This window comes from Stenotrophomonas sp. YJH_SMC_19 (genome assembly GCF_059367915.1).
In genome coordinates this window covers 28394-53127 of record NZ_JCAFRI010000020.1, presented here as the reverse complement: position 1 = coordinate 53127, position 24734 = coordinate 28394, and the positions used below count along the sequence as shown (strand labels likewise).

Here is a 24734-nt window from a genome sequence, read left to right as displayed (position 1 = left end):
CCCCGAGGCGGTCAGCGCTGGCCGAACAGGTGCTTGCGCTCTTCGTCGCTGAGCGGCTTGCCGGCGTTGGGGTTCACCTGCTGGCGCAGGGCATAGGCCCGCTGGGTGGCCGGGCGTGCGGCAATGGCTTCATGCCAGCGCTTGAGGTTCGGGAACGCGGTGAAATCCACCGGCAGCTTGTCGTAGGCGCCGATCCACGGGTAGCTGGCCATGTCGGCGATGGTGTACTCGTCGCCGGCCAGGAAGGCGTGCTGGGCCAGGCGCTTGTCCATCACCCCGTGCAGGCGGCGCACTTCGTTGTCGTAGCGCTCGATGGCATACGGGATCTTTTCAGGCGCGTATACGTTGAAGTGGCCCATCTGGCCGCTCATCGGGCCCAGGCCGGCCATCTGCCAGAACAGCCACTCCAGGGTGGTGACGCGGCCGCGGGGATCGCTGGGCAGGAAGCGGCCGGTCTTCTCGGCCAGGTACAGCAGGATCGCGCCGGACTCGAACACGCTCTGGGGAGCACCGCCATCGGCCGGGGCCTGGTCGACGATGGCCGGCATCTTGTTGTTCGGCGAGATCGCCAGGAATTCCGGCTTGAACTGGTCGCCCGAGCCGATGTTGACCGGGTGGATGCGGTATTCCAGGCCGGTTTCTTCCAGCAGCAGGGTCACTTTGTGGCCGTTCGGGGTGGGCCAGTAATACAGGTCGATCATGGCGGCGGCTCGGGGTGCGGAAAGGAACCTGAAGTCTAGTGCGTGAGTTGGGTTGGCACCGTCATGGCGGGCCGGTAACCTCGCCTCTCCCCCGCAACGCAGCATCCCTCGCATGAGTGCAAACCGCCCGCCGCTCTCCCCCTTGTCCACGCTGATCTTCGCCTCACGCTGGCTGCAGCTGCCGCTGTACCTGGGCCTGATCGTGGCGCAGTGCGTCTACGTGTTCCTGTTCGGCAAGGAACTGTGGCACCTGATCTCGCACTCGGTGTCGATGGGCGAGCAGCAGATCATGCTGATCGTGCTGGGCCTGATCGACGTGGTGATGATCTCCAACCTGCTGGTGATGGTGATCGTCGGCGGCTACGAGACCTTCGTCTCGCGCCTGCGCCTGGAAGGCCACCCGGACCAGCCGGAATGGCTGAGCCACGTCAATGCCAGCGTGCTGAAGGTGAAGCTGGCGATGGCGATCATCGGCATCTCCTCGATCCACCTGCTGAAGACCTTCATCGCCAGCGGTGCGCTTGGCGGCATCCCGCTGTGCACGCCGGAGCAGATGAGCGTGGCCGCTGCCAACATCGGTGTCGCCCGCTGCTCGATGCTGACCCAGGATGGCGTGCTGTGGCAGACCATCATCCATTGCGTGTTCATCCTGTCGGCGATCGGCATCGCCTGGACCGACAAGCTGATGTCCAACAGCCACAGCAAGTCGCACGACAAGGCACACGACCACTGAGGTCGCCGCCGCCAGCGGCTTGACCGCCGCTGCCCCATTCCGGCCACCGTCCCTTGTGCGCGGCGGTGGCCGGGATGCTAGATTGCACCCTCGCCGTTGCCGGCGGTGGCGTCGGGAAACGTCACCCTGCCGCGCCCGGACCGCAGGTCCCGGCCATGCGTATCAATGATTTACGTCACGTCGTCTTCTAGAGGGGAGCAGGATGTCGCACGTCTCAACGATCACCGCCGCGCGCCGGTGGCTGCCGGTTGCCCTGGCACTGGCACTGGCCGCCTGCTCGGGCAAGGAAGAATCCGCAGCGCCTTCTGCCGCCACGGCGCCTGCCGCTGCCGCACCCGCCGCACCGGCGGTTGCTGCCAAGGTGCAGTCCATGGGCACCGAGCAGCTGCGCGAGTCGGCCAGCCAGGCGCTGCGCGAGAACCGCATGTATGCACCGGCCGGCGACAACGCCATCGAGTACTACCTCGCCCTGCGTGACAAGACGCCGGACGACGCCTCGGTGAAGAGCGCACTGACCGACCTGCTGCCGTACACCCTGATCGCCGCCGAGCAACACCTGGGCCGCGAGGACTACACCGAAGCGCAGCGCCTGGTGGCACTGATCGAGAAGGTGGATGCATCCGCGCCGGCCCTGCCGCGCCTGAAGGACGGCCTGGCCAAGGGCGTGCAGAACGCAGCCAAGCGCACCGAAGCGGAAGCCGAGAAGGCCAAGAAGGACGCCGAGGACCGCAGCAAGCAGCAGACCGAGCAGCAGCGCCTGAGCGAGCAGCGCGCCAAGGAAGCCGACGCCGCCAAGCAGATTGCCGCGCAGCAGGATGCCGCGCGCCGCGACAACGAGCGCCAGGAAGCCGAGCGCCAGGCCGCCGCCCGCCGCGAGGCCGAGCAGAAGCAGCAGCAGGCTGCCGCCCAGCAGGCCAGCGCCGCACGCCAGGCCGCCGCACCGGCAGCGCCCACCCTGCGCCCGGTCAGCACACCGGCGCCGCGCTATCCGGGCGAAGCGCTGCGTTCGGGAACCTCCGGCGAAGTGCTGGTGGAGATCACCGTCGGCACTGACGGCTCGGTGGTGAACGCTCGCGTGCTGCGCGCGACGCCGGGACGCGTGTTCGACCGTGAAGCCCTGAACGCGGTCAAGCGTTGGCGCTTCGAGCCGGTCAGCGCGCCGGTGACCACCCGCCGTACGCTGGTGTTCGCGCCGGGCAACAACTGAACGAAAAAGGGGACGGAGGGGATTAAGTCGTTTCTGCCCCTGCAATGACGCCAAGGCCCGGCATGTCCGGGCCTTGTCCGTTTCAGGCCACTCCATCGATCAGGTGTTGCAGTGCCGGATCGCGCGCCGTCAGCACCTGGAACAGGCCCAGCGCGTGCAGGCCCGGCAGCAGCGCACGCAGGTCGGCTTCGGCAGTGGAACGGGTGGCAACATCGCTGGCGGGATCCTGCCAGTCACGGACGCTGGCCAGGAAGGCGCCGACACTGCCCTTGCGCACGGTGAGGCCGTTCACCTGCACGTCGTTCTGATGGTCGGGGAGGATGTCGCGTGGCTGCATGGGGAAACGCTCCGTTGAAGTGGGCCCCAGTGTCGGGGCCCGGACGCGACGTTTCTGCCGTATAACTGCCAATCGATATGGCAGATCGGACAACCGCCGCATTGCTCGACCCCGCGCTGGCCGATGCCACCGATGGACCGATGGTGCTGGCGGCCCGGCTGCACCAGCTCGGCAAGCGTCGCACGGCCCGCCACCGGCATGCGCGTGGGCAACTGCTGGGTGCGCACCAGGGGCTGCTGCGGATCGCCGCCGACGACCTGCACTGGCTGCTGCCCGCAGGTCACGTCGCCTGGATACCGCCCTTGCTGCCCCACGCGCTGCTGGGCGCAGACGGGTTCAATGGCTGGAGCCTGTACTTCAACGCGGAGGCCTGCCTGGGTCTGCCCCCCACACCACGCATCTTCCAGCCCAATGCGCTGCTGCAGGCGGCGACAGCACGTGCGCTGCAATGGCCCCATGCGCCACTGGATGCTGCGCAGGCACGCCTGGCCGGCGTGATCGCCGATGAGATTGCCGCCAGCACGCCGCTGCCGCTGGCCCTGCCACAACCGCGTGACCGGCGCCTGGGCCGGATCGCCGCCGCGCTGGCTCGCGCGCCGCACGACAACCGCAGCGTCGAGGACTGGGCCGCCAGCAGTGGCCTGTCCGGCCGCAGCCTGGCCCGCCACTGGCTGGCCGAGACCGGCATGACGCTGAGCCAGTGGCGGCAACGCCTGCGGGTGCTGCTGGCGCTGCCACGCCTGCTGTCCGGCGAGCCGGTGATCAGCGTCGCGCTGTCGATGGGGTACGACACGCCCAGCGCCTTCATCGCCGTGTTCAAGCGCGAGATGGGGGTGACGCCTGCGCGGTATGGAAAAGGGGACGGAGGGGATTAAGTCGCTTCTGCCCTCCCCCACGCCATCTCGCGGCATCGCCTGATGCCCTTCAAGGTCACGGAGGCGGCAGTCTGATGAATTCTTGAAGCCCCGAACTGCGATGCCTCGACAAGCACGCCTGATGTTGGCCGAACAGCCGTACCACGTAACCCAGCGCGGTGTGAACAAGGGGGCGATCTTCGTTGACGATATCGACCGTCAGCTGTTTCTGCACCTGTTGCACAGCGCGTTCCTGAAGCATCAGGTCGCACTGCATGCCTACGTATTGATGGGCAATCACGTTCATCTGTTGGCCACACCTTCCACGCGTGTTGGCTTGGCGAATGCGATGCGGATGCAGGGCAACAACTATGTCCAGGCGTTCAATCAGCGGCATCAGCGCAGCGGACCGCTCTGGCAGGGCCGCTTCCATTCTTCGATGGTGGACAGCGACGCCTATCTGCTCAGCGTCTATCGCTACATCGAACTCAATCCGGTTCGTGCAGGCATGACTGCCGCCCCGGAAGATCACCCATGGTCGAGCGTGCATGGAAACCTGCAGCGGCGCCACGATCCGATGCTGACGGAACATCCCGCATTCCAGGCGCTCGCCCAGACCCAGCGACAGCGGGCAATGCTCTATGCGGAGTTTCTGCAGGACATGAACGCGTCCGCTGACCTGCCGGCAATCCGTGCGCACAGTGCCGGGCAGCATCCGTTGGGAAATGCAGCCTACCTGCGAATGGTGGAACGGACGCTGGGTCGCCCCGTGATGCTGCGCAAGCGGGGGCGCCCTCAGAAGAAGGGGGCGGAGGGTTAGAAACGACTTAATCCCCTCCGTCCCCTTTTTGCGGTCAGCCGGAGATGGCCAGGCGCTCGTTGTGATAACGGCGCACGGCGGCGAACCACAGCACGGCGGCCAGGCCGAGGCTGGCGCCGAGGTAGATGGCCCAGACCGCGGGTGTGATGGTCTCGTGGCGGATCACCTTCAGCAGCATCTGGTTCTGCGACAGGAACGGCACGGCGTACTGCCACAGCTGGCTCTTCACCGGGTAGGCAATCAACGCATAGCCCGGCAGCATCGGCAGAAGCATCAACCAGGTCATGTGGCTCTGCGCTTCCTTCATGCTCTTGGCCGCTGCGGCCAGGAAGGTCAGCAGCGAGGTGCCGATCAGCAGCATCGGCAGCATCACCAGCAGCATCTGCACCATTGCCATGATGTTCATGTTGAGCTGGCGGCCGATGTTGCCGGGGGCGATCTGCGCGCTCACCTTGAACGCGGCCAGGGTCAACAGCAGCGACGCAAAGCCGACCATGCAGGCGGCGGCGATCTTGCCGCTGACAATGGCACTGCGCGACCCCGGCGTGGCCAGCAGCGGCTCCAGCGACTGCCGCTCACGCTCGCCGGCGGTGGTGTCCATTACCAGATAGGCACCACCGAGGAACGAGGTGAGGGTCAGCAGGATCGGCAACAACGCCGACAGCATCAGGCCACGCTTGGCTTCGGCACTGGCCATGTCCTGGCTGGCCACGTCCAGCGGCCGTGCGACCTGGGCGTCGATGCCCCGCGCCATCAGCCGCAGCGCCCCTACCTGCCCGTTGTACGTGGCCAACGCCGCCTGCAGGCGCGCAGTGGGCACCTCGGCGGCACGTCGTGTGCTGTCACTGATCACCTCCACCAGCGCTGGCTTGCCATCGGCCCAGTCCCTGCCGAAGTCCGGGCTGATGCGCAGCGCCACGTCGATGTCCTGCGAACGGATGGCCTCGGCCAGGTCCTTCGGCGCAGCAGCGGTATTCAGGCCCTGGGCAGCCAGGAAGCGCACCAGGTTCGGCGCATGTTCGGCGCCGATGGTGGGAATCTGCAGCGGCTGCTCGATCTGCGTGCGCACGCGGCTTTCGGACAGCTTGCCCATGCCCAGGATCAGCAGCGGGTACAGCAGCGGCCCGAACAGCAGGGTCAGCGCCAGCGTACGGCGGTCGCGCGACAGGTCACGCAGCTCCTTGCGCATCACCGTCATCAGGGTCGACATCATGCTCATGCGTGCAGGCCCTCTTCGCTGCCGATCAGTTTCACGAACGCATCCTCCAGGTTGGATTCGCCGGACTGCGCGCGCAGTTCATCGGCGCTGCCGGCGGCCATCACCGTGCCCTTGGCGATGATCACGATGTGATCGCACAGCGCGGCCACCTCCTGCATGATGTGGCTGGACAGGATCACGCAGCGGCCTTCTTCGCGCAGGCCCAGCAGGAAGCGGCGCAGTGCGCGGGTGGTCATCACGTCCAGGCCGTTGGTCGGTTCATCGAGAATGACGTTGCGCGGGTCGTGCACCAGTGCGCGGGCGATCGCGGTCTTGGTGCGCTGGCCCTGCGAGAAGCCATCGGTCTGGCGGTCGAGGATGTCCCCCATGTCCAGCGCGTGCGACAGCACCTCGATGCGCTCGCGGATGCGCTCGGCCGACAGGCCATGCAGTTCGCCGAAGTAGGCGATGTTCTCACGCGCGGTCAGGCGCTTGTAGACGCCACGCGCGTCGGGCAGCACGCCGAGATGGCGACGCACTTCCACCGGATTGCGCGCAGCATCGACACCATCGACGTTGATGCTGCCCTGGTCGGGGGTCATCAGCGTGTACAGCATGCGCATGGTGGTGGTCTTGCCGGCACCATTGGGCCCCAGCAGGCCGGTGATGCGGCCATCCTCGGCGCGGAAGCCGACGTTGGACACTGCCTGGATACGGCCGGTGCGGGTGTCGAAGGCCTTGTGCAGGTTGTCGGCGACGATCATGGTTCCCATCCGTTGAACGAGGTGAACGCCGGCACGTAGCTCAGCGTGTCCAGGCAGCCGGCATCCAGCGCCTTGGCATCGGTCGTGTCGATGAACTGGCCAAGCAGGCGCGGCATGCAGCCGGCAGTCAGCGTGCCGTGGCCCTGGCCACGGGCGACCAGCGCGCGTCCATTGGGCAGGCCCTTGAGGACCTGCCCGGCATAGCGCGGCGGGGTCACCGGGTCCAGTTCACCAGACAACAGCAGCGCCGGTACGTCACTGCGCAGCGGCACGGCATTGGCTGCCGGTGCCGGCCGGTGCGGCCATGCCGGGCAGGCGGCAAAGAAGGAACTTGCCACGTCGTTGCCGAACAGGCGCCCGGGATCCTCGGCCGGCGCCTGGTAGCGCGGCGCGTCTTCGCTGCAGATCACCGACCAGTGCATGCCACGGTTGATCTGGAAATCCATGCTGCGGTTCGCACCGCGCGCCAGCGAGGCGAGCGGCGCGTAGCGGCCGTGCGCGGCTTCATCAAGAACCAGCGGCAGCAATGAGGCGTACTGAGGTACGTAGGAAAACGCAAACGCCAGGCCCACCACGCTGTCCGGTGTCAGCACATCCTTCCGGGTGTCGTAGGTGCCAGGATCGCGATACTCGACCGGAACCGGTGCACGGCGCAGGGTCTCGACCACGCTGCGCAGCTGCGCACGGGTATCGGTCGGGAAGCGCCGGCTGCAGGCAGCGTCCTTGCGGCACTGCGCCGACTGCAGGGCGATCGCGTCTTCGAACGTTCTGGCGAAATCGCCGCCCACCACCAGCTCATTCGGCACCACGCCATCGATGACGATGCTGCGGGTGTGCTGTGGATAGGTACCCGCATAGCGCTGGGCCACGCGGGTGCCGTAGGACGCACCGATCAGATTGACCCGGTCCACGCCCAAGGCCTGGCGGACCGCGTCCAGGTCGGCAATGGCTTCGGTGGTGGTGTAGAAACGTGCGTCCGCACGTCCCTGCAGGGAAGCCGCGCATCGCTGGGCATAGTCGCGCAGCAAGGCCTCGGAGGGCGCCGCGTCCTCGTCCATCGGCAGTTCCTTTCCGTCCGCGCCGAGGCAGCTGAGCGGGTTGGAGCCGCCGGTGCCGCGCTGGTCGACCAGGAAGATGTCCCGCTGCTTGCGCACCTGGCGCAGCGCGGTATCGACGATGACGGCCACTTCGCTGGCGGCCTGGCCGGGGCCACCGGCCAGGAAGAACACCGGGTCGGGCTGGCTGGAGCCGCTGCTGCCCGATTCCAGCCAGGCGATGCGCAGGCCGATGCGCCGGCCAGCGGGCTGGGCCCGGTCCTCCGGCACCTGCAGGGTGGCGCACTGCGCTTCCACGTTGGCACTGGCACCTACCGTGGACAGCGTGCAGGGCTGGAAGTCGATCGTGCCGAAACGGCGGCTGGGTGCATCGCTGGCGCTTTCGGCGCCGGGTGACGGTGACTGGCTGCAACCGGCAAGCATCAGGCTGGCCAACACTGCGGCCAACGCGAGGTGGTGTCTTTGCATCGTGCTCGTTTCCCCTGGAGGACGTTCCTGGCAACCACGACGGGCTGCCGCGGAAGATGTGACTCAACTTACACGGGCACGGCGTCGTCGGCGATGGGCAGACGCGAAATCTCCGCCGGCGTGGCGCAGGCCAGGCGATCGCGGCCGGCGGCCTTGGCCCGGTACAGCGCCGCGTCTGCCGCTGCCAGCAGCGTGGACAGCTCGCCCTGGCCGTGGTCCATCGCCGGGCCGATGCTGGCAGTGAACGTCACCGCCCCGGTGGCCAGTCGCGCCAGCTTCTGCTGCAGAGCGGTACGGATCGCCGCAGCCCGCGCCATCGCCTCCGCCTGCGTGCTGCCGGCCAGCACCAGCACGAACTCCTCGCCACCGTAGCGGCCCAGCAGCGTCTCATGGCCCTGCAAACCGTGCTGCATCAATGCAGCGAAGTGGCGCAGTACCTCGTCTCCGGCCAGGTGGCCCCAGCGATGCAGAGCAGGAAGCCAAGCACGGTGAGGGTGGGGAAATCCAGGGGCATGCGGCGCTCATCGGCCGGGGTGGCGCGCGCATCTTGGCGCCTTGTGCTGCGGTCCCCGTGGCGCTGCCTGGCCCGATGGAGATGCGGGGTCTGAAAACGGCGAGCACGGCGGCCGGTGCCTGCGCAGAATCCGTGGGAAACCAAGGAGACGCCCATGCATGCGTGGTACCTCGGTGGCATCGACCACCGCCCGTTCCTGCACCTGTTCGAAAAGAGCGACACCGCGCTGGCTGCGCTGGGCATCCGGCGTCGCTGGGCCGGCGAATCAGGAGGACACCCCTGCCGGATCAGCCTGAGCGATCCGCCCGGCGGCAGCGAGCTGCTGCTGTTGTCCCACGTGCACCTGCCCCTGCACTCGCCGTATCACGCCTCGGGCCCGATCTTCGTACAGCGTGGCGTGACCCGTTGCGTGCTGCCGCCAGGCGAGGTGCCCCCGTATGTGCAGCGCCGGATGATCTCGTTGCGCGCCTATGACCAGGCTGCATTGATGCTGGCCGCCGAGATCAGCGCAGGCACGGATGTCGGCGCTCGGCTGGACGCGCTGTTTGCCGACCCTGCCGTGGCCTTCGTGCAGCTGCACAACGCGGCCCACGGCTGCTTCTCGTGCCAGGCGGATCGCGTCGGCATGACACCGACATGGCCGGATCTCCACGACGTGATCGTTGCCACGCCGAACACGTGATCGCCAGCGCATCCGTTCAGGCCCACGTGAAGCCCGCGGGAAGGGCTTCACACCCCCAGTCACGGATCAGCATTTCCATGGTTCCGCACCCGGTACCGCAACTCGATACTCGCCATGGTGCCGCCGAAAGTCCGCCGCGCAGCGCAACTCTGCGGTCACCGCTCTCTTTCGACGACCACAAGGAAGCGCCATGTCATTCCAATCCACACCGCTGCTGCTGGCTACTTCATTGGCCGCCGCTGGCCTGTTGCTGGCCGGCGATGCTTTTGCCCACGGCACCATGACCACGCCGGTCAGCCGCGTCTATGCCTGTTTCCAGGGCAATCCGGAGAACCCGACCAACCCGGCCTGCGCCGCCGCGAAAGCGGTGGGCGGATCGCAGGCGTTCTACGACTGGAACGGCATCAACCAGGCCAACGCCAACGGCAACCATCAGGCGGTGGTGCCCGACGGCAAGCTGTGCAGCGGCAACAATCCCACCTTCCGCGGCCTGGACGTGAACCGCAGTGACTGGCAGACCACGCCGATCCACGCTGATGCCAATGGCAAGTTCACCTTCGTGTTCAAGGCGACCGCGCCGCACGCCACGCGCGACTGGCGCTTCTTCGTCACCCGCGACGGCTGGCAACCGGGCAGCCCGTTGCGTTGGGCCGACCTGCAGGAGTTCTGCACGCTGGGCAATACACCGCTCTCTGCCGATGGCACCTACAAGCTGCAGTGCACGCTGCCGCAGCGCACCGGCCAGCATGTGATCTACAACACGTGGCAGCGCTCGGATTCGACCGAAGCGTTCTACACCTGCATGGACGTACGCTTTGAAGGCGGCAGCGGTGGTACGACGCCGGCACCGCAATGGCAGGATGCCGGCCCGGTCACCGCCCGCGGTGAATTGCCGGTCGGTACGACGCTGGCACTGCGCGTGTTCAATGCCAGCGGCAACGATGTCGAACGTGTGGAAGCGACGCTGGCCAGCGGCCAGACCTCGGCCGCGCAATGGCCCTTGGCGCTGGCCCGCAAGGTCAATGCCAGTGCCCGGCATGCGCGCGTGGGCGTGCTTGCCAATGGCGTGATCACGCCGTCGGCGTCGGCCACCGACAATCGCGTGTACCTGAAGGACGGCAACCGCTTCCAGCTCGATACCCAGGTGCCGGACCCGGGTGCGCCATCGCCGGGTGGTGATTTCGACCACGTGTACCCGGCGGGCATCGGCAGCTATGTGCCGGGCCAGACCGTGGTGAAGAGCAGCGACGGCAAGCTGTATGCCTGCCGCCCGTTCCCGGAGGGTGCATGGTGCAACGTCAATGCCGAGGCCTACCGGCCGGGCGTGGGCGCGGCCTGGCGCGATGCGTGGATCGCGTACTGACGCAGTGATGTGGGAGGCGGTGCACATCACACCGCCTCCTGGCTCCCCTGCCGCCCAGTGGGGCGCGCGTTGCAGAAACAGAGGAGCGCAGCAGCCTTTCAAACTTGTCTGATGGGCATATGGCGGCTACATGGGAAGACTCCGCGAGGTTTCCAACACTTCGCAAAGGAGTTCCTGCATGCACCTGTCCCATCGGGCCGTCCTCGCACTGTCCGCCGTTGTCGGCCTGGCACTGTCCGGCAACGCCTTCGCCCACGGCACCCTGTCCAAGCCGCTCAGCCGCGTGAAGCAGTGCCACGAGGGCAATCCGGAGAATCCGACCAACCCGGCCTGCGCCGCCGCCAAGGCCATCGGCGGCGCCCAGCCGTTCTACGACTGGGCCGGTGTCAACCAGGCCAACGCCAACGGCAACCATCAAGCGGTGGTTCCAGATGGCGAGTTGTGCAGCGGCGGCAACAGCAAGTACCGCGGCCTCGATCTGAACCGCAGTGACTGGCCGACCTCGCCGATCCGCGCCGATTCGCGCGGGCGTTACACCTTCGAGTTCAAGGCACCGGCCCCGCATGCTACCCGCGAGTGGAAGTTCTACGTCACCCGCGACGGCTGGCAGCCGGGCAGCCCGCTGCGCTGGGCCGACCTGCAGGAATTCTGCACGCTGGGCAACGTGCCGGTCTCCGGCGACGTCTACAAGCTGGATTGCCCGCTGCCCAAGCGCAGCGGCCAGCACATCATCTACAACACCTGGCAGCGCTCGGATTCCGGTGAAGCGTTCTATACCTGCGCGGACGTGCGCTTCGAGGGCGGTGGTGGCGTTGAACCGCCGCCGCAGTGGCAGGACGCCGGCCCGGTCACCGCCCGCGGTGCGTTGGAAGAAGGCACCACCCTGACGCTGCGCGTGTTCAACGCCCAGGGCAATGATCTGGAGCGTCCGGAGATCACCCTGGCCGCAGGTCAGACCGCTGCGAACCAGTGGCCGCTGGCGCTGGCCCGCAAGGTCAACGCCAGTGCACAGCAGGCGCGTGTGGGCGTGATGAGGAACGGCGTGATCACGCCGGTCGCCTCGGCCACCGAGAACCGCGTCTACCTGAAGCCGGGCAACCTGTTCCAGATCGATACCCGCCTGCCGGGCCCGGTGGATCCGGTCGATCCGCCGCCGGGTGACGACTACGACTTCGTGTATCCGGCCGGTATCGGCAGCTACACGCCGGGCGAAACCGTGGTCAAGGGCACCGACGGCAAGCTCTACGCCTGCCGGCCGTTCCCGGAGGGTGCGTGGTGCAACATCAACGCCGATGCCTATCGCCCGGGCACCGGTTTCGCCTGGCGCGATGCCTGGGTCGCGTACTGAGGCAGGGCACCGGGGGCGGCGTGGCGCCGCCTCCGGTTCTTGGAGTTGCCGGCCAGCGGCCGGCACTACCAGGGTTCGTGGGGCTGCCGGCCAGCGGCCGGCACTACCCTGACTTACTTGCTGCTGAAGGACTAAATAACAACGGAAAACTTATTTAAAGCATATAAATCAATTACTTATGCTTGAAATAAGACTTTCGACTTATGTGAGCCTTGTCAATTGATCCTCGAGACTCGCACTGCCTTTAGAGCCTTGCAGTTCAGATCAGACACCTCAGCTGGAGAGACACCCAGCGCAGATGCCATTTGGCAGAATTCGAGAACGTCTAGACGACGTGATCCAGACTCTATTGAAGAAATGCGCTGTTGGGGCCACCCCAGATGGGCAGCAAGCTGAGTCTGACTGATGCCCAAGATCTCCCGATGCTCCCGAAGCTTTCCGACCAAACGGAGGTACGGGTTCTGATAGATCGTCTTCGTAGCCATCCGGTCCGCCTCAAGGAGCGGATGGAAATCTATGACCGGGGCACGGCATACATGAAAATCATGTAGACGACATCGTGCCGCCTTGGTAGCATCCGGACTGGTTAATTTGCCGGGGATCGAGTGATCTATGGCCGTAGCCAACAGACCCTCCTTCCTTCGTGGCCCGAGCTCGACTCACTTGTCGTATCGCTTGGTCCTTTCTACACCTGCGCCTGGTGTGCGCTTGAACGCTCCACTTCCGTTAGCGCGCCCGTTTCCTCAGACCCTGCTGTCGCCCAGCAACTCCTGCAATTCCTAAAAAGCGCAGGTGTTGTGACCGGTTCCAGTTCAGGCAACGGAGCCGTTAAGCGCTCTCTCTACGAACCGGTCAGTTGGTCCTACGTCGATGACCTGATTCTTCCTGATGACCTTGATGCAGCGCTCAAGGGGATGCTTGATGCTTGGCGCCCGACGCTTGATAAACACGCAAGACTTTGGATCTGGCGCCAGCTAGCGGATCGAGAGGCAAGCGCCTATCTCACATCATTGCTGCGCCGTCACCGTATCGGAGTGCACCGCGTAGATGAAATCCTGAGAAGTCAGGATGAGGAGTGGACTCGTCTGAGCCTGGGGCGGAAACGATACGTGCTCTGGTCATCTGTAAGGGGAGCAGCGAGCCAGTTCCTTAGTAGCGGTGGCAACGAGGACGCCGCACTAGAAGTGCTTTCCCGAGAGATGCGAAGGAGGACGCGCTGGCTGGTAGTAAAGGCGGCCGCGGGTGAACTTCGAAGAACCGACTATTGCTTCCTTCCTGACACAGGTTGGCGACGACCACTGATGATCGATGTAGCGCTGGAAAGCATACTGAAGATAGGCGATGACTACTGGCTTGCAGCTCCATCCTTGGGCGAAATCTAGTCAAAACAGAGGCCCTCGATTACCCACTTCCCTGGCTCAGCTGAACCAAGAATCACGAGACTTGATAGATGCGTCCAATCATTCTTGCACTGGACCTTGAGGGAACACTTATCTCCAATGCCGTCAGTCAAATACCCCGACCCGGCCTGATGGAGTTCCTAAACTATGCCAGCAGCACCTTCAATCGGATCGTCATGTTCACCTCTGTACCCCAAAAGGTTGTTGCAGAGATTACATCCCTCTTGGTGCTGGAGGGACGCGCTCCCGAATGGTCTCAACATCTCCCATACATCGAATGGGACGGTCCGACGAAGGACCTTCGATTCGTTTCGGCAGAACTTGGCGAGGCACTGTTGCTGGATGATCACGGGGCCTACGTGCATCCCGGCCAACACTTCCTCTGGATTGAAGCCCCTCTCTTCGCTGCACCATATTCTGATGGAGACGAGGGGCTGCAGCTGGTGATCCAGCGTCTTGAGGAGCGCCTCAATCCAGGCAGCACAAAGCCCAAGGCGCGGCCTTAGTGGATGGAGTGTGCCGTGGATGCAATCTTCGGACGCCGCAGTGAGACACCGCCAGCCCCCAATACTCGAGGATTCTGTGCACAGAACTAGCTTGTCTCATCCGTTGCAGATTGCGGGACTTTCCGTCGGTGCCAACGGAGGAACCATAGGCGTTACCTTTGCCCCCGGTAAGCATCAGAAAGTTGCAATGACGGGCTCGTGGTGTAGAGATCTCGAGCTCGATCTAGCGTCCGTCTCAGCTTGGGGATGTCGCCATCTGCTTTCCTTGATTGAACCGTGGGAGTTCGACGATCTCGGGATAGGGTCGCTACCCGAACGCGCGCGCGCTCATGGCCTGCACTGGCATGGTCTTCCGATTCGTGATGGAGAAGCGCCGGATCCTCAGTTCTTGGACGAGTGGACACGACTAGGCCCCGTCCTCACTGACGATTTGCTCCGCGGTGACAAAGTAGTCGTTCATTGCAAAGGAGGGCTTGGCAGAGCGGGCACCGTGGCTTCGATGCTACTGCTCGAGAGCAGATCATGCCTAAGCGCTGAAGAAGCTATGGCCAGAGTTCGGAGTGCTCGTCCCGGAGCCGTGGAAACGGCGGAGCAAGAGCGCTTCCTTCTTCACTGGGCTTCTCGGATGCTCTAGAACCGTGTGCGCTGAAGCATCCGTTCTGAACTCTTGACACGGCACTAATCACGTCCAGACCTGTGAACCTCCCAGTGCCGGATCAGCTTCGCCCCGGTGCTCATCGGTGAATCTGAGAACCCGCGGGGAGGTCAGCAATCAGAGGTTTGAGGGGATCTCCCCACGGCAGGCGTATAAGTAGGGAAGGATGAGGAGATCTCCACATGAATGATCTAGACGATTGGCTGTCCAGAGCCTCGGCAGCTACAAGGCCAGACGGCCATGATCGGGCCACCGATAGCCTGGTCCGACGCCTGTCCCAGGAAGCTTCCCCTTCGCAATGGGCCGGTAAGCGAGAGTTCCGCCGGGCACTCGCATGCGCGGCGCTCGCGGCGGTGCTTACCTGCGGAGGAGTAGGCTCCGCCTTCTTTGTCACCCAGGCACCCTCGCGCCCGACATGGGTCGCGGCCCCAGCTTCCATGTCCCCATACGCTCTACTGGTGGAACGCTGATGGCAATCGGACCCCTCATGAGGCTGCCGCTGGCAACAATCGCTGGCGCCATCATTGGCGTAGTGTGCGCGCTGGCTATCGGCTGGATCTGGCACTCGCTCAATCCTGGGCACAGCGATCTCCATGAACGCCTTCACGCCGTGGTGCCTCTGGACGACTCGGAGAAGCAGATCCTCCAGGCCAAGGAACAGCTGTTCGCAACAAGGCGAGGTGAGATCGAAGCGCGCCTGCGGATTGCCAACCGCCAGCTGGCGGACGCCATCGCGGCTGACCCCAAATGGAACCCCCAGGTGGAACGTGCAAGTCGTGAGGTGGAGCGGGCTGCGGGCGATCTCCAGCGCATCACGCTCGAGCATGTGTTCGAGATGCGCGAGGGCTTGAAACCCGAGCACCGGCCGGCCTACGACAAGGCACTCCTTGAAGCACTTCGCACCGACTCTCCCTGAGCCCCACAAACGTTGTGACCATCGAGGACGACAACAACTGGGCAGTTGAAGCTGCGGCGGGTGATGCTGAGGCCTTCGCTCGCCTGGTCCGCCGTCACTCGCCAGCAATCAAGCAGATGGTTCGAGGCATGGGTCTGCCCGAAACCGACGTCGATGATGTCGTGCAGGAGACATTCGTTGCCGCTTGGCGAGGCCTGTCAGAGTACGATCCGACGCGCTCGGTACTTCCTTGGCTGATGCGTATTGGAATCAACAAGGTTCGTGATACGCAACGGTTTCGACGCGTCCGCCACTTCCTGTTTCGGGCCAAGCCTTTGGATGATGAGGAAGGACGCGCCCTGCATTCCGAGCAGGCCGGGCCAGAGCAGGTTGCCGGTTCTCAGCTTGAGCTCGCAGAAGTAAGAAGGGTTCTCAACACGATCGACCCGAGCCTGCGTGAAGCTCTGGTTCTGACTGCCTTCGTCGGCCTTTCCCAGGTTGAAGCAGCTTCCGCCCTGGGTATCAGTCTCAAAACGATAGAGGGTCGCGTCCTGAGAGCGCGGGCCAAACTGACAGATGCACTGAGCCGCGGGAAATAAATTTTCGCCGGATTCGAGGGGAAGGCCGCGCAGGCCGCGTAGTGCAGAAAGACGGCCGAGATTGCGGCCCCACTGCACCGGATCCTCATGAAACCATCATTGCTTGCCCTGACGGTGATGCTGGCCCTGACCAGTATCTCTGCGGCCTATGCCTCGGACGCCCCGAACTTCAGCGCGTTGCTCGAGCAGAGCAGGGCCCAATCCCCCTTCCTTCAGGAAAAGGGGTTCGACACAGCTGCCGCTGCGGGCGAAGCCCGCCAAGCGCGAGCGCTACGTAACCCCACCATTGATGCCCTCGCAGAGAATCTCAACGCTCCCCCCAGCAATGGCGCGAGCCAGCGGCAGACGACCTACACCATCAGCCAGCCACTCGAGATCTTTGGCCAACGTGGGGCTCGAATCCAGGCGGGAGAGAAAGGGCTGCAGGCGGCCGAAGCTCGCCAGCACCAGGCGCAAGTCGAATTCGCCGCAGCCTTGGCTGTTGCCTACGCGTCTTCCGAAGCTGGGCTGATACGGCGCGACATTGCTGCCGAAGATGTTGATCGCGCCAGAGGCGACCTGAAGGCAGCTCAGGCGCTGGTTGACGCAGGAAAGGAGGCCAGCCTGCGCGTAGCACAAGCCCAGGCAGGCTTGAGCTCAGCAGAAGCGATTGCCGCCTCAAGAGAGGCAGAGGCGGCTGCAGCTCTCGAGCAACTGTCAGTACTGGCGGGAAGAGCGGAACCCTACTCAGGCACGTCCGAGTCACTCCTGGTGCGCGAGTGGGTTGCGCCCGCAATTGCGAACGTCGATTCGGCATCTGTCCTGTCTGCGAAGGCAGACGTCGACGCGAGCGATGCGGTTCTGCGCACTGAACGCTTCAAGCGGGCACCGGACCTGAACCTCACCGCAGGCCGTCGCAACTTCGCCGCCGGTGGGGACGCATTGGTCGTCGGCGTGTCTCTGAGCATCCCATTGTTTGACCGGAACAGTGGCGGGATCAGCGCGGCTCGAGCACGGAGCGACGCCGCCCGTGCTCGATTGGATGCCGCACGCCTCCAGAGCCAGGCGGACCGTGCGACTGCGCTTGCGCGTGTTGACGCCGCCAAGCGAGGACTGATCGCTGCCTCCAAGGGAGAGGAAGCAGCCACGGAAGCCTACCGAATGGCGCGCTTGGGATACGAGGCCGGTAGAACCCCACTGGTTGAGCTGCTGCTTAGCCGTCGCACGCTGACGGACGCGAGGCTGAGCGTGGTGGATGCACGACTCGCACGCGTTGCCGCCTACGCATCGCTCGCCGTGGCCAGCGGTCAGATTGCCTTTGGAGACATGTAGATGAAGAGAAGTATTCCGGCTGTTAACACCCTGACGATGATCGGCGTGGCTACCTTGGCGCTTGGCGCAGGATTTGGCATTGCACGCTTATCCGCCCCTTCAGAGACGGTGGTCGACCCCGCGAAAGACGAAGCCAGCGCCAGTGCGCCGGCGGAGGCGGCTCAGGAAGTCGCGATTCCCAAGGAGTATGTTGCCGCTGCGGGGATCTCGGTGGAGCCCGTCACTTCCGCTCAGGTAGCGGCGAACATCACCGCATCGGGTTCGGTCGTGGCAATCCCCGGTGGTGAGGCCGTCGTGGTGGCACGTGCGGCCGGTAACGTCACCGATGTCATCCGGCAGGTGGGCGACAAGGTGAAGAAGGGCGAAGTGCTGGCACGCGTAGCCAGCCCTGATGGGGCCCGTATTGCGGCTGACCTTCGTGTGGCCAGCGCCAGCCTCTCCCTCGCCGAAAAGAACGTCAAGCGCGATGAGTCGTTGCTCGCACAGGGCGTGTTGGCACGACAAGAGGCCGAGGCGAGTCGCGCCGCTTATCTCACAGCGCAAGCAGAAGCACAACGCGCTGCCCTGGTGGCACGCACCGCCAATGTGGATGGAGGAGGTAGCGTCAACGTCATCAGCCCTATCGATGGAACCATCAGCAGCTCGCAAGTGACTCTGGGCGCTTTCGTCGAGCCGCAGGCCTCCCTCTATAGGGTCACAGGTTCCAATGGCGTGGAGATTCAGGCCTCCGTTCGTGCGGGTGACACCGGTCGGATCAAGGCCGGCGACAGCGCGTCCATTACCCGCTCCGACGGAAGCGTCACCTCAGGCAAGGTCCGTTCAGTTGCTGCCGCCGTAGGTGGGCTGACAAGGGCTGCCACAGTCGTAATCACCCCGAGCGCAGAGGCGAACGGATTGGTTGTGGGTGACGGTGTGCAGGTCCGGCTGGTCACCGCTTCCGGATCGGGTGAGGGGCTGTCTGTCTCGGAAGAGGCGGTCCAGAACATCGACGGAAAAGACGTCCTCTTCGTCAGAACCAGTAAGGGGTTCACTGCACAGCCGGTCTTCATTGGCCTCCGTAGCGGTGGTATGGCGCAGATCCTTTCTGGCGTCACTGCGGGAACCCCGGTTGCTACCCGTAATGCGTTTCTGGTGAAGGCCGAGATGAAAAAGTCGGGCGGAGACGAGTAATGATCGAGCAAGTACTTACGGGTGCCGTACGGCACCGCTGGCTGGTTCTGTTCATCACACTGGTGATTGCGGTGATCGGCGGGTGGCAACTGAACCTGCTACCGATCGACGTGACTCCGGATATCACGAACAAGCAGGTCCAGATCAACACCGTCATCCCGACGCTGAGTCCAGTGGAGGTCGAGAAGCGCGTTACCTACCCGATCGAGACCGCGATGGCAGGACTTCGGGGCGTCGCGAACACCCGGTCGTTCTCGCGCAACGGCTTCAGCCAGGTCACGGTGATCTTCGATGAGAGCGCAGACCTCTACTTCATGCGCCAACAGGTCACCGAGCGACTGACTCAGGCTCGGCCCCAGTTGCCGGAGGGTGCCGAACCGCTGATGGGCCCGGTTTCGACCGGGTTGGGCGAAGTATTCCACTACAGCGTTGAATTCACCCACCCAGATGGCAAAGATGCCCCGCGAAATGATGGTAAGCCTGGCTGGCAAAGCGACGGTTCGTTCCTGACTGATCAGGGGGAACGGCTGACGGACAACATGGCACGTCTGGCCTACTTGCGCACAGTCCAGGACTGGATTGTGCGGCCTCAGCTGCGCACGACGCCGGGCGTAGCAGACGTCGACAGCCTCGGCGGCTACGTCAAGGAGTATGTCGTTGAGCCCAATGCGAGCAAGCTCGCAGAGTACGGGTTCTCCTATACCGACCTAGCCGACGCGTTGCAGGATGCCAACCTGTCGGTCGGAGCAGACTACATCCAGAGGTCGGGCGAGTCCTATCTGGTGCGCGCAGACGCCCGCATCCGCTCCGTGGACGAGATTGCCCGTGCCGTTGTGGGCAATCGCAACGGAGTTCCCGTAACAGTGGGAGACGTCGCACGTGTGGTCGTTGACGGTGAGCTCCGCCGCGGTGCCGCCAGCCGCAATGGCTACGAGACCGTCGTTGGCAGCGCACTCATGCTGGTTGGCGCCAACAGCCGAACTGTGGCGGCCGCAGTGGGTGACAAGCTGCAGGAGATCGGCAAGACCATGCCGCCGGGCGTGAGGATTGTTCCCACGCTGGACCGATCCCAGCTGGTTGTCGCAACGATCAAGACCGTCGCCAAGAACCTGGCCGAAGGCGCTCTTCTAGTCGTGGTCATCCTATTTGCATTGCTCGGAAACTGGCGAGCTGCTGTCATTGCTGCATTGGTGATTCCGTTGTCCCTGCTGATCACCGCGATCGGCATGAACAAGCTCGGGATCTCTGGCAACCTGATGAGTCTGGGTGCGCTCGACTTTGGCCTGATCATCGACGGCGCGGTCATCATCGTCGAGAACGCGCTGCGCCGTTTGGCAGAGCGACAGCATGCACTTGGGCGCCCACTCAATCTATCGGAGCGGCTGCATGAAACGATCGCCTCGTCCAAGGAGATGGTCCGCCCGACCGTGTATGGGCAGGCGGTCATCTTCCTGGTCTTCGTGCCATGCCTGACCTTCCAGGGCGTCGAGGGAAAGATGTTCTCCCCGATGGTAATTACCCTGATGCTGGCGCTGGCCTCTGCATTCGTGCTCTCCCTCACTTTCGTTCCGGCGATGGTGGCGGTCATGCTCAAGGGCCACATTTCCGAGAAAGAAGTACGGGTAGTCGCTGCCACCAAGAGCCGCTATCAGCCGATGCTTCGCAGCGCAATCCGCCAACCCATGCCCTACCTGGCCGGTGGTCTTGGCGTCCTGGTGGCCGGCGTTGTGGCCTTTGGCTTTGTGGGTCGGGAGTTCATGCCCACATTGGATGAGCAGAATCTCAACCTGTCCTCCGTTCGCATCCCGTCCACATCGATCGAGCAGTCCGTCGCCATCGACCTTCCTCTTGAGAAGGCACTGATGACGTTGCCGGAGGTACAGACGGTGTACTCCAAGGCCGGTACCGCAAGCCTGGCCGCAGATCCCATGCCGCCCAACGCGTCCGACAACTACGTGATCCTCAAGCCCAAGGACCAATGGCCGGATGGAGTGAAGACCAAAGAGCAGGTGATCGAGAGGATTCGAGAGAAGACAGCCTTTCTTGTTGGTAACAACTATGACGCCACCCAGCCCATCGAGATGCGCTTCAATGAGCTGATCGGCGGCGTTCGTAGCGACGTTGCAGTCAAGATCTATGGCGAAGACCTGACGGCGCTTGCCGGCAGCGCTGACAAGATTGCGAGCGTCCTCAAGAAGATTCCGGGCGCATCGGATGTCCGTGTGGCGCAAACGGGAGGCTTCCCGACCTTTGACATGGCATTCGACCGGGCCGCGATCGCCCGTTACGGACTGACCGTCAAGGAAGTGGCCGACACAGTGTCTGCTGCGCTGGCAGGTCGCATGGCGGGCCAGATCTTCGAAGGTGATCGGCGCTTCGACGTAGTGGTTCGTCTGCCCCGTGTGGACCGCAGCGATCTCGATGTACTGGGAGCCGTTCCGGTCATGCTGCCGCCAGGCAGTCAGGAAGGCCGTCAGTCTGTTCCGCTTCGTGAATTGGTCAGCTTCCGCTTCACGCAGGGTCTGAACGAAGTCAGCCGCGACAATGGCAAACGTCGAATCTATGTGGAAGCGAATGTGGTCGGGCGTGACCTGGGTAGCTTCGTTGACGACGCCAAGGCGGCTATTGGCCAGCAGGTGCAGTTGCCCACCGGTTCCTGGATCGAATGGGGCGGGCAGTTCCAAAATCTGCAGGCAGCAACGAAGCGACTGGCGATCATTGTGCCTCTCTGCTTCATCCTCATTGCGGCCGTCCTCTACATGGCGATTGGCAACGGTTTGCTGACAGGTACGGTACTGACTGCAGTGCCACTTGCTCTGGCCGGTGGATTCTTCGCATTGGCGTTGAGAGGAATCCCCTTCTCGATCTCAGCCGCTGTGGGCTTCATCGCGGTATCTGGTGTCGCGGTGCTCAACGGCCTGGTTCTGATCTCCGCGATCAAGAAACGCCTGCACGAGGGGCTTCCGCCAGATGAGGCGGTCGAACTGGGTGCAATGGAGCGCGTCAGACCGGTTCTTATGACCGCGCTGGTTGCCTCCCTGGGCTTCGTCCCGATGGCGATTGCAACGGGTACGGGCGCCGAAGTGCAGAAGCCACTGGCTACAGTGGTTATCGGGGGTCTTGCCACGGCAACCGTACTGACGCTGTTCGTGCTGCCTGCGCTGTGCGGGCTGGTACTCCGAAGAACTGCACGCAGGAAGGCCGCGGGCATTGAAGACCCCCTGCCGGTACCCGAAGTCGATTGAGCACAAGCCCCTTCCACGGCTTCACGTCCTGCCCTACGGATCGGATTACGATCCGCAGGGCAGCGGCGCTTTCCACTGTTCCATCTAGAGGTGAGCCATGATCGAGGTCCTACGCTTTCCAACATTCAGGAACCTGTTCGCTGCGCAGGTTATCGCGCTGATCGGCACGGGCTTGGCTACCGTGGCGCTCTCTCTTTTGGCCTATGACCTGGCGGGGGCTGAGGCGGGCGCTGTGCTAGGTACGGCTCTGGCAATCAAGATGATTGTCTACGTGCTGTTGGCCCCTCTGTCCGGAGCGATCGTCCCGGCAAATCTACGCAAACCGGTGCTTATTGCCCTCGACCTGGTGCGGGCGGGCGCGGCGCTTTGTCTGCCGTTCGTCAACCAGATCTGGCAGGTGTACCTGCTCATTGCCTTGCTGCAGTCGGCCTCGGCGTGCTTCACCCCTCTGTTCCAGTCGACGATCCCGGAAATCCTGAAGGAGGAACGCGACTACACCCGAGCACTGTCCCTGTCGCGCCTGGCCTATGACCTGGAGAGCCTGCTGAGTCCCGCGTTGGCCGCTGCTCTGCTGACGCTGATCAGCTTCCACGGCCTGTTCGCTGGTACGTCCGTAGGCTTCGTGATATCCGCCATGCTGGTGTTCTCAACTGCATTCCCCTTCGTTGCTCCTTCCCTGAGAAAGGACGGTCCCTACGCCCGCGCGATTCGAGGAATGCGGATCTACCTGAAGACGCCCAGGCTGAAAGGGTTGCTTGCCCTTAATCTGTGTGCGGCCGCCGGCGGCGCCATGGTGTTCGTGAACACTGTCGTCGTGGTGCGCAACGTTCTCGGCGGAGCAGAGTCACAGGTGGCATGGGCGCTGGCAGCTTTCGGTGGCGGTTCGATGCTGACGGCGCTTGTCCTCCCCAAGGTTCTCGATCGGGTGGCTGACAGGCGTGTGATGCTCTCCGCAGCCCTTGCAATGTGCATTGTACTTGTGACCCTCAGTCTTACCTGGCTGCTCTCGCCCTCCTCCATAGGTTGGCCCATCGTGCTCGCCGGCTGGGCATTGTTGGGGATGAGCTATGCGGGGCTGGTGACTCCTGGCGGCAGATTGCTGCGACGATCAGCGGAATCCACCGATCTGCCATTCCTGTTCGCAGCGCAGTTCTCTCTCTCCCACGTGTGTTGGCTGATTGCCTACCCTCTGGCGGGAACCGTGGGTGCGAAGTTTGGAATGCCAGTGGCGATCATGGCACTGGCAGTAGTCGGCATCGCCGGATTCGTGTTCGCCTGGAGAATCTGGCCCGCCCATGACCCGGACGAGATTTCCCACGGTCACGACGATCTGGCTGCGGACCATCCCCACTGGGCGGAACACGCCTCTTCCAACGGCAAGCATTCACATCGGTATGTCATCGACGACGTGCACCCTCGTTGGCCTGGATGACGGAAACTTGAACAAGGGGCGCGAGAGGGCATTTTCACCGCTCGCGCCCGACGTTGTCATATCGACTTTGCCAGAACAAGCCTCTAGTCTTTGCCCGTGCGATCCCTTCGTCTACCAACCAGCGTGCTGTTGCGCAGCTGCATCTTCATGATGCTGGTGGCGAGTCTGCTCGTGCGACCCGTCCTGAATCATCTGGGTGAGCTGCACGGCTTGCAGCACATCGTGCAGGCTGCGGTGGAACATGGTCACCCCCATGTTGGGGTGAGTGATGCCGCAGACCGTGATCTTGAACACGCGGTTGGATTGCACAGCCTGTTGCACCAGGCCGATCTGACGGCTTCTGTAGGCATCTTGGCCAGCCTTGCTGGACCCGCTCGAGTTGATCTGAGCGATATCCATCCCTGGCACCAGCCAGCGGCAGAGCTTCAGCATCATCGCTCATCCCTGTTCAGGCCTCCTATCGCCTGAGACCCAGGCCTCGTGCTCGCACTGAGCAGAGGCTTGGCAGCGCCCGTCCAGTCAATCCTTACTGGACGTTCGTCGCTGCAAGAAATTATTCATTCGTTCCCCGCCCGGACCCCGCTTACGCGCAGTGATCCGTGTGACGTGCCGTGCGCGCCTTCTGCGCACTCGTAGCACGTTGCGCCGGTTCCCAGTGTCGTAGCGGATAGCTTTGGCGGAGGTCCGCTGACCGCATTCGTAGATCCTCATCATGATCCCCAGTTCTGAATCCGGGACGCTCTCGCGCGTCCTTCTCCAACCCCCACTACTGTCGCACTGGCCGCGAACTCTACTCGCACTGCTTTCCCTGTTCATGCTGCTACTCACAGCTGACGGGGCGTTGGCTCACGCGATCGCCGAAGGCGACAAGGGCTACATCCAGGAAATATCTGGAGTAAATCTGATCGCATTCGCCTATCTGGGCGCGAAACACATGGCCACCGGCTATGACCACATCCTGTTCCTCCTGGGCGTGGTGTTCTTCCTGTACCGGATGAAGCATGTCGCGCTGTATGTGACGCTGTTCGCGATCGGGCACTCCACAACGATGCTGCTGGGTGTGCTGTTCAACGTGGGCATCAACAGCTACCTGATCGACGCAATCATTGGTCTGTCTGTGGTCTACAAGGCCTTGGACAATCTGGGCGCCTACCAGCGTTGGTTCGGCTTCCAGCCAAACACAAAGGTTGCGACGTTGATCTTCGGCCTGTTCCACGGCTTTGGTCTGTCAACCAAGATCATCGAGTACGACATCTCACCCGATGGTCTGTTGCCCAACCTGCTTGCGTTCAACGTCGGCGTGGAGATCGGCCAGATCCTCTCGCTTGGCGCGATTCTGATCGCAATGGGCTACTGGCGCCGCACGCCCAGCTTCTTCAAGCACGCCTACACCGCCAATGCCGCCATGCTCTGCGCCGGATTCATTCTGATCGGCATGCAGCTCACTGGCTACTTCGTTTCCTGACTTTCAAGAGAA

Annotated in this window: 26 protein-coding genes; 18 read left to right on the top strand and 8 right to left on the bottom strand. The window is 63.6% G+C overall.

From position 1 onward, the window contains the following. Nucleotides 1-11 precede the first annotated feature (11 nt). Complete coding sequence (locus tag AC5P5R_RS17675; RefSeq protein WP_005411553.1) at nt 12-701, bottom strand: glutathione binding-like protein; 690 nt, start codon at nt 699-701, stop codon at nt 12-14. 112 nt (nt 702-813) lie between these two features. Here AC5P5R_RS17675 and AC5P5R_RS17670 point away from each other — a divergent pair, with 112 nt between their 5' ends. Next, entirely contained in the window at nt 814-1434 is a 621-nt protein-coding gene (locus tag AC5P5R_RS17670; RefSeq protein WP_005411554.1) for a TIGR00645 family protein, read from the top strand. Nucleotides 1435-1636: 202 nt separating this feature from the next. Next, nucleotides 1637-2641, top strand: coding sequence for an energy transducer TonB (locus AC5P5R_RS17665; RefSeq protein WP_099480344.1), 1005 nt, complete (start codon nt 1637-1639; stop codon nt 2639-2641). 82 nt (nt 2642-2723) lie between these two features. On the opposite strand, the gene AC5P5R_RS17660 is transcribed toward AC5P5R_RS17665, so the two are convergent. Then, nucleotides 2724-2978 (bottom strand): hypothetical protein, encoded by a 255-nt coding sequence (locus AC5P5R_RS17660; RefSeq protein WP_100438194.1) that lies wholly within the window; start codon nt 2976-2978, stop codon nt 2724-2726. A gap of 77 nt (nt 2979-3055) precedes the next feature. Between AC5P5R_RS17660 and AC5P5R_RS17655 the strand changes: the two genes are divergently transcribed. Further along, entirely contained in the window at nt 3056-3853 is a 798-nt protein-coding gene (locus tag AC5P5R_RS17655; protein WP_100438193.1) for a helix-turn-helix domain-containing protein, read from the top strand. Nucleotides 3854-3953: 100 nt separating this feature from the next. Next, nucleotides 3954-4652, top strand: coding sequence for a transposase (locus tag AC5P5R_RS17650; protein WP_099497340.1), 699 nt, complete (start codon nt 3954-3956; stop codon nt 4650-4652). Between the two features lie 34 nt (nt 4653-4686). Here AC5P5R_RS17650 and AC5P5R_RS17645 read toward each other — a convergent pair whose 3' ends face one another. From AC5P5R_RS17645 to AC5P5R_RS17630, 4 genes are all read right to left on the bottom strand, one after another. After that, complete coding sequence (locus tag AC5P5R_RS17645; RefSeq protein ID WP_012481564.1) at nt 4687-5871, bottom strand: ABC transporter permease; 1185 nt, start codon at nt 5869-5871, stop codon at nt 4687-4689. Next, nucleotides 5868-6614 (bottom strand): ABC transporter ATP-binding protein, encoded by a 747-nt coding sequence (locus AC5P5R_RS17640; protein WP_100438192.1) that lies wholly within the window; start codon nt 6612-6614, stop codon nt 5868-5870. The genes AC5P5R_RS17645 and AC5P5R_RS17640 overlap by 4 nt, the downstream gene beginning before the upstream one ends. Continuing rightward, entirely contained in the window at nt 6611-8137 is a 1527-nt protein-coding gene (locus AC5P5R_RS17635) for an alpha/beta hydrolase (RefSeq protein ID WP_100438191.1), read from the bottom strand. The genes AC5P5R_RS17640 and AC5P5R_RS17635 overlap by 4 nt, the downstream gene beginning before the upstream one ends. Before the next feature lie 68 nt (nt 8138-8205). Next, nucleotides 8206-8589, bottom strand: a complete 384-nt coding sequence (locus tag AC5P5R_RS17630; protein WP_258009715.1) for a diguanylate cyclase — start codon at nt 8587-8589, stop codon at nt 8206-8208. Between the two features lie 216 nt (nt 8590-8805). Between AC5P5R_RS17630 and AC5P5R_RS17625 the strand changes: the two genes are divergently transcribed. The 3 genes from AC5P5R_RS17625 (at nt 8806) to AC5P5R_RS17615 (ending at nt 12044) form a co-directional block, all read left to right on the top strand. Next, nucleotides 8806-9333 carry a DUF1203 domain-containing protein gene (locus AC5P5R_RS17625; protein ID WP_049452976.1) on the top strand — a complete coding sequence of 176 codons (528 nt, stop codon included), beginning with the start codon at nt 8806-8808 and terminating at the stop codon, nt 9331-9333. A gap of 190 nt (nt 9334-9523) precedes the next feature. Then, nucleotides 9524-10696, top strand: coding sequence for a lytic polysaccharide monooxygenase (locus AC5P5R_RS17620; protein ID WP_100438190.1), 1173 nt, complete (start codon nt 9524-9526; stop codon nt 10694-10696). Nucleotides 10697-10874: 178 nt separating this feature from the next. Next, nucleotides 10875-12044, top strand: coding sequence for a lytic polysaccharide monooxygenase (locus AC5P5R_RS17615; RefSeq protein ID WP_005411565.1), 1170 nt, complete (start codon nt 10875-10877; stop codon nt 12042-12044). A 215-nt stretch (nt 12045-12259) separates the two neighbouring features. Here AC5P5R_RS17615 and AC5P5R_RS17610 read toward each other — a convergent pair whose 3' ends face one another. Beyond that, complete coding sequence (locus AC5P5R_RS17610) at nt 12260-12529, bottom strand: helix-turn-helix domain-containing protein (protein ID WP_495226417.1); 270 nt, start codon at nt 12527-12529, stop codon at nt 12260-12262. 120 nt (nt 12530-12649) lie between these two features. Between AC5P5R_RS17610 and AC5P5R_RS17605 the strand changes: the two genes are divergently transcribed. From AC5P5R_RS17605 to AC5P5R_RS17560, 10 genes are all read left to right on the top strand, one after another. After that, a complete protein-coding gene (locus AC5P5R_RS17605) occupies nt 12650-13426 on the top strand; it encodes a hypothetical protein (RefSeq protein WP_125899104.1) in 777 nt (258 codons plus the stop codon). Between the two features lie 68 nt (nt 13427-13494). After that, the gene (locus tag AC5P5R_RS17600) at nt 13495-13950 is read left to right on the top strand and encodes an NIF family HAD-type phosphatase (protein WP_032961321.1); all 456 of its coding nucleotides are present in this window, start codon (nt 13495-13497) and stop codon (nt 13948-13950) included. A gap of 19 nt (nt 13951-13969) precedes the next feature. Then, nucleotides 13970-14584, top strand: a complete 615-nt coding sequence (locus AC5P5R_RS17595; RefSeq protein ID WP_162838411.1) for a cyclin-dependent kinase inhibitor 3 family protein — start codon at nt 13970-13972, stop codon at nt 14582-14584. Between the two features lie 203 nt (nt 14585-14787). Then, nucleotides 14788-15075: a CnrY/NccY family anti-sigma factor gene (locus tag AC5P5R_RS17590; RefSeq protein WP_133308083.1), complete on the top strand. Its 288-nt coding sequence runs from the start codon at nt 14788-14790 to the stop codon at nt 15073-15075. A gap of 17 nt (nt 15076-15092) precedes the next feature. Further along, nucleotides 15093-15521, top strand: a complete 429-nt coding sequence (locus AC5P5R_RS17585; RefSeq protein WP_087786541.1) for a periplasmic heavy metal sensor — start codon at nt 15093-15095, stop codon at nt 15519-15521. 14 nt (nt 15522-15535) lie between these two features. Next, the gene (locus AC5P5R_RS17580) at nt 15536-16099 is read left to right on the top strand and encodes an RNA polymerase sigma factor (RefSeq protein WP_049400889.1); all 564 of its coding nucleotides are present in this window, start codon (nt 15536-15538) and stop codon (nt 16097-16099) included. Nucleotides 16100-16186: 87 nt separating this feature from the next. Further along, entirely contained in the window at nt 16187-17410 is a 1224-nt protein-coding gene (locus AC5P5R_RS17575; protein WP_008266451.1) for a TolC family protein, read from the top strand. Next, nucleotides 17411-18580 (top strand): efflux RND transporter periplasmic adaptor subunit, encoded by a 1170-nt coding sequence (locus AC5P5R_RS17570; RefSeq protein ID WP_032961315.1) that lies wholly within the window; start codon nt 17411-17413, stop codon nt 18578-18580. Then, complete coding sequence (locus tag AC5P5R_RS17565) at nt 18580-21825, top strand: CusA/CzcA family heavy metal efflux RND transporter (RefSeq protein ID WP_008266162.1); 3246 nt, start codon at nt 18580-18582, stop codon at nt 21823-21825. Before AC5P5R_RS17570 ends, AC5P5R_RS17565 begins: the two co-directional genes overlap by 1 nt. 97 nt (nt 21826-21922) lie before the next feature. Beyond that, nucleotides 21923-23257 carry an MFS transporter gene (locus AC5P5R_RS17560; RefSeq protein ID WP_008267238.1) on the top strand — a complete coding sequence of 445 codons (1335 nt, stop codon included), beginning with the start codon at nt 21923-21925 and terminating at the stop codon, nt 23255-23257. Between the two features lie 111 nt (nt 23258-23368). Here AC5P5R_RS17560 and AC5P5R_RS17555 read toward each other — a convergent pair whose 3' ends face one another. After that, entirely contained in the window at nt 23369-23692 is a 324-nt protein-coding gene (locus AC5P5R_RS17555; protein WP_008264507.1) for a hypothetical protein, read from the bottom strand. 379 nt (nt 23693-24071) lie between these two features. Here AC5P5R_RS17555 and AC5P5R_RS17550 point away from each other — a divergent pair, with 379 nt between their 5' ends. Beyond that, entirely contained in the window at nt 24072-24722 is a 651-nt protein-coding gene (locus AC5P5R_RS17550) for a HupE/UreJ family protein (protein ID WP_223224807.1), read from the top strand. Nucleotides 24723-24734: the final 12 nt, after the last annotated feature.

What these genes read in the sequence shown, in the direction of transcription:
- AC5P5R_RS17675 (WP_005411553.1), bottom strand. Translation starts at nt 701, where the DNA reads ATGATCGACCTGTATTACTGGCCCACCCCGAACGGCCACAAAGTGACC.
- AC5P5R_RS17670 (WP_005411554.1), top strand. Translation starts at nt 814, where the DNA reads ATGAGTGCAAACCGCCCGCCGCTCTCCCCCTTGTCCACGCTGATCTTC.
- AC5P5R_RS17665 (WP_099480344.1), top strand. Translation starts at nt 1,637, where the DNA reads ATGTCGCACGTCTCAACGATCACCGCCGCGCGCCGGTGGCTGCCGGTT.
- AC5P5R_RS17660 (WP_100438194.1), bottom strand. Translation starts at nt 2,978, where the DNA reads ATGCAGCCACGCGACATCCTCCCCGACCATCAGAACGACGTGCAGGTG.
- AC5P5R_RS17655 (WP_100438193.1), top strand. Translation starts at nt 3,056, where the DNA reads ATGGCAGATCGGACAACCGCCGCATTGCTCGACCCCGCGCTGGCCGAT.
- AC5P5R_RS17650 (WP_099497340.1), top strand. Translation starts at nt 3,954, where the DNA reads ATGCCTCGACAAGCACGCCTGATGTTGGCCGAACAGCCGTACCACGTA.
- AC5P5R_RS17645 (WP_012481564.1), bottom strand. Translation starts at nt 5,871, where the DNA reads ATGAGCATGATGTCGACCCTGATGACGGTGATGCGCAAGGAGCTGCGT.
- AC5P5R_RS17640 (WP_100438192.1), bottom strand. Translation starts at nt 6,614, where the DNA reads ATGATCGTCGCCGACAACCTGCACAAGGCCTTCGACACCCGCACCGGC.
- AC5P5R_RS17635 (WP_100438191.1), bottom strand. Translation starts at nt 8,137, where the DNA reads ATGCAAAGACACCACCTCGCGTTGGCCGCAGTGTTGGCCAGCCTGATG.
- AC5P5R_RS17625 (WP_049452976.1), top strand. Translation starts at nt 8,806, where the DNA reads ATGCATGCGTGGTACCTCGGTGGCATCGACCACCGCCCGTTCCTGCAC.
- AC5P5R_RS17620 (WP_100438190.1), top strand. Translation starts at nt 9,524, where the DNA reads ATGTCATTCCAATCCACACCGCTGCTGCTGGCTACTTCATTGGCCGCC.
- AC5P5R_RS17615 (WP_005411565.1), top strand. Translation starts at nt 10,875, where the DNA reads ATGCACCTGTCCCATCGGGCCGTCCTCGCACTGTCCGCCGTTGTCGGC.
- AC5P5R_RS17610 (WP_495226417.1), bottom strand. Translation starts at nt 12,529, where the DNA reads ATGGCTACGAAGACGATCTATCAGAACCCGTACCTCCGTTTGGTCGGA.
- AC5P5R_RS17600 (WP_032961321.1), top strand. Translation starts at nt 13,495, where the DNA reads ATGCGTCCAATCATTCTTGCACTGGACCTTGAGGGAACACTTATCTCC.
- AC5P5R_RS17595 (WP_162838411.1), top strand. Translation starts at nt 13,970, where the DNA reads ATGCAATCTTCGGACGCCGCAGTGAGACACCGCCAGCCCCCAATACTC.
- AC5P5R_RS17590 (WP_133308083.1), top strand. Translation starts at nt 14,788, where the DNA reads ATGAATGATCTAGACGATTGGCTGTCCAGAGCCTCGGCAGCTACAAGG.
- AC5P5R_RS17585 (WP_087786541.1), top strand. Translation starts at nt 15,093, where the DNA reads ATGAGGCTGCCGCTGGCAACAATCGCTGGCGCCATCATTGGCGTAGTG.
- AC5P5R_RS17575 (WP_008266451.1), top strand. Translation starts at nt 16,187, where the DNA reads ATGAAACCATCATTGCTTGCCCTGACGGTGATGCTGGCCCTGACCAGT.
- AC5P5R_RS17570 (WP_032961315.1), top strand. Translation starts at nt 17,411, where the DNA reads ATGAAGAGAAGTATTCCGGCTGTTAACACCCTGACGATGATCGGCGTG.
- AC5P5R_RS17565 (WP_008266162.1), top strand. Translation starts at nt 18,580, where the DNA reads ATGATCGAGCAAGTACTTACGGGTGCCGTACGGCACCGCTGGCTGGTT.
- AC5P5R_RS17560 (WP_008267238.1), top strand. Translation starts at nt 21,923, where the DNA reads ATGATCGAGGTCCTACGCTTTCCAACATTCAGGAACCTGTTCGCTGCG.
- AC5P5R_RS17555 (WP_008264507.1), bottom strand. Translation starts at nt 23,692, where the DNA reads ATGATGCTGAAGCTCTGCCGCTGGCTGGTGCCAGGGATGGATATCGCT.
- AC5P5R_RS17550 (WP_223224807.1), top strand. Translation starts at nt 24,072, where the DNA reads ATGCTGCTACTCACAGCTGACGGGGCGTTGGCTCACGCGATCGCCGAA.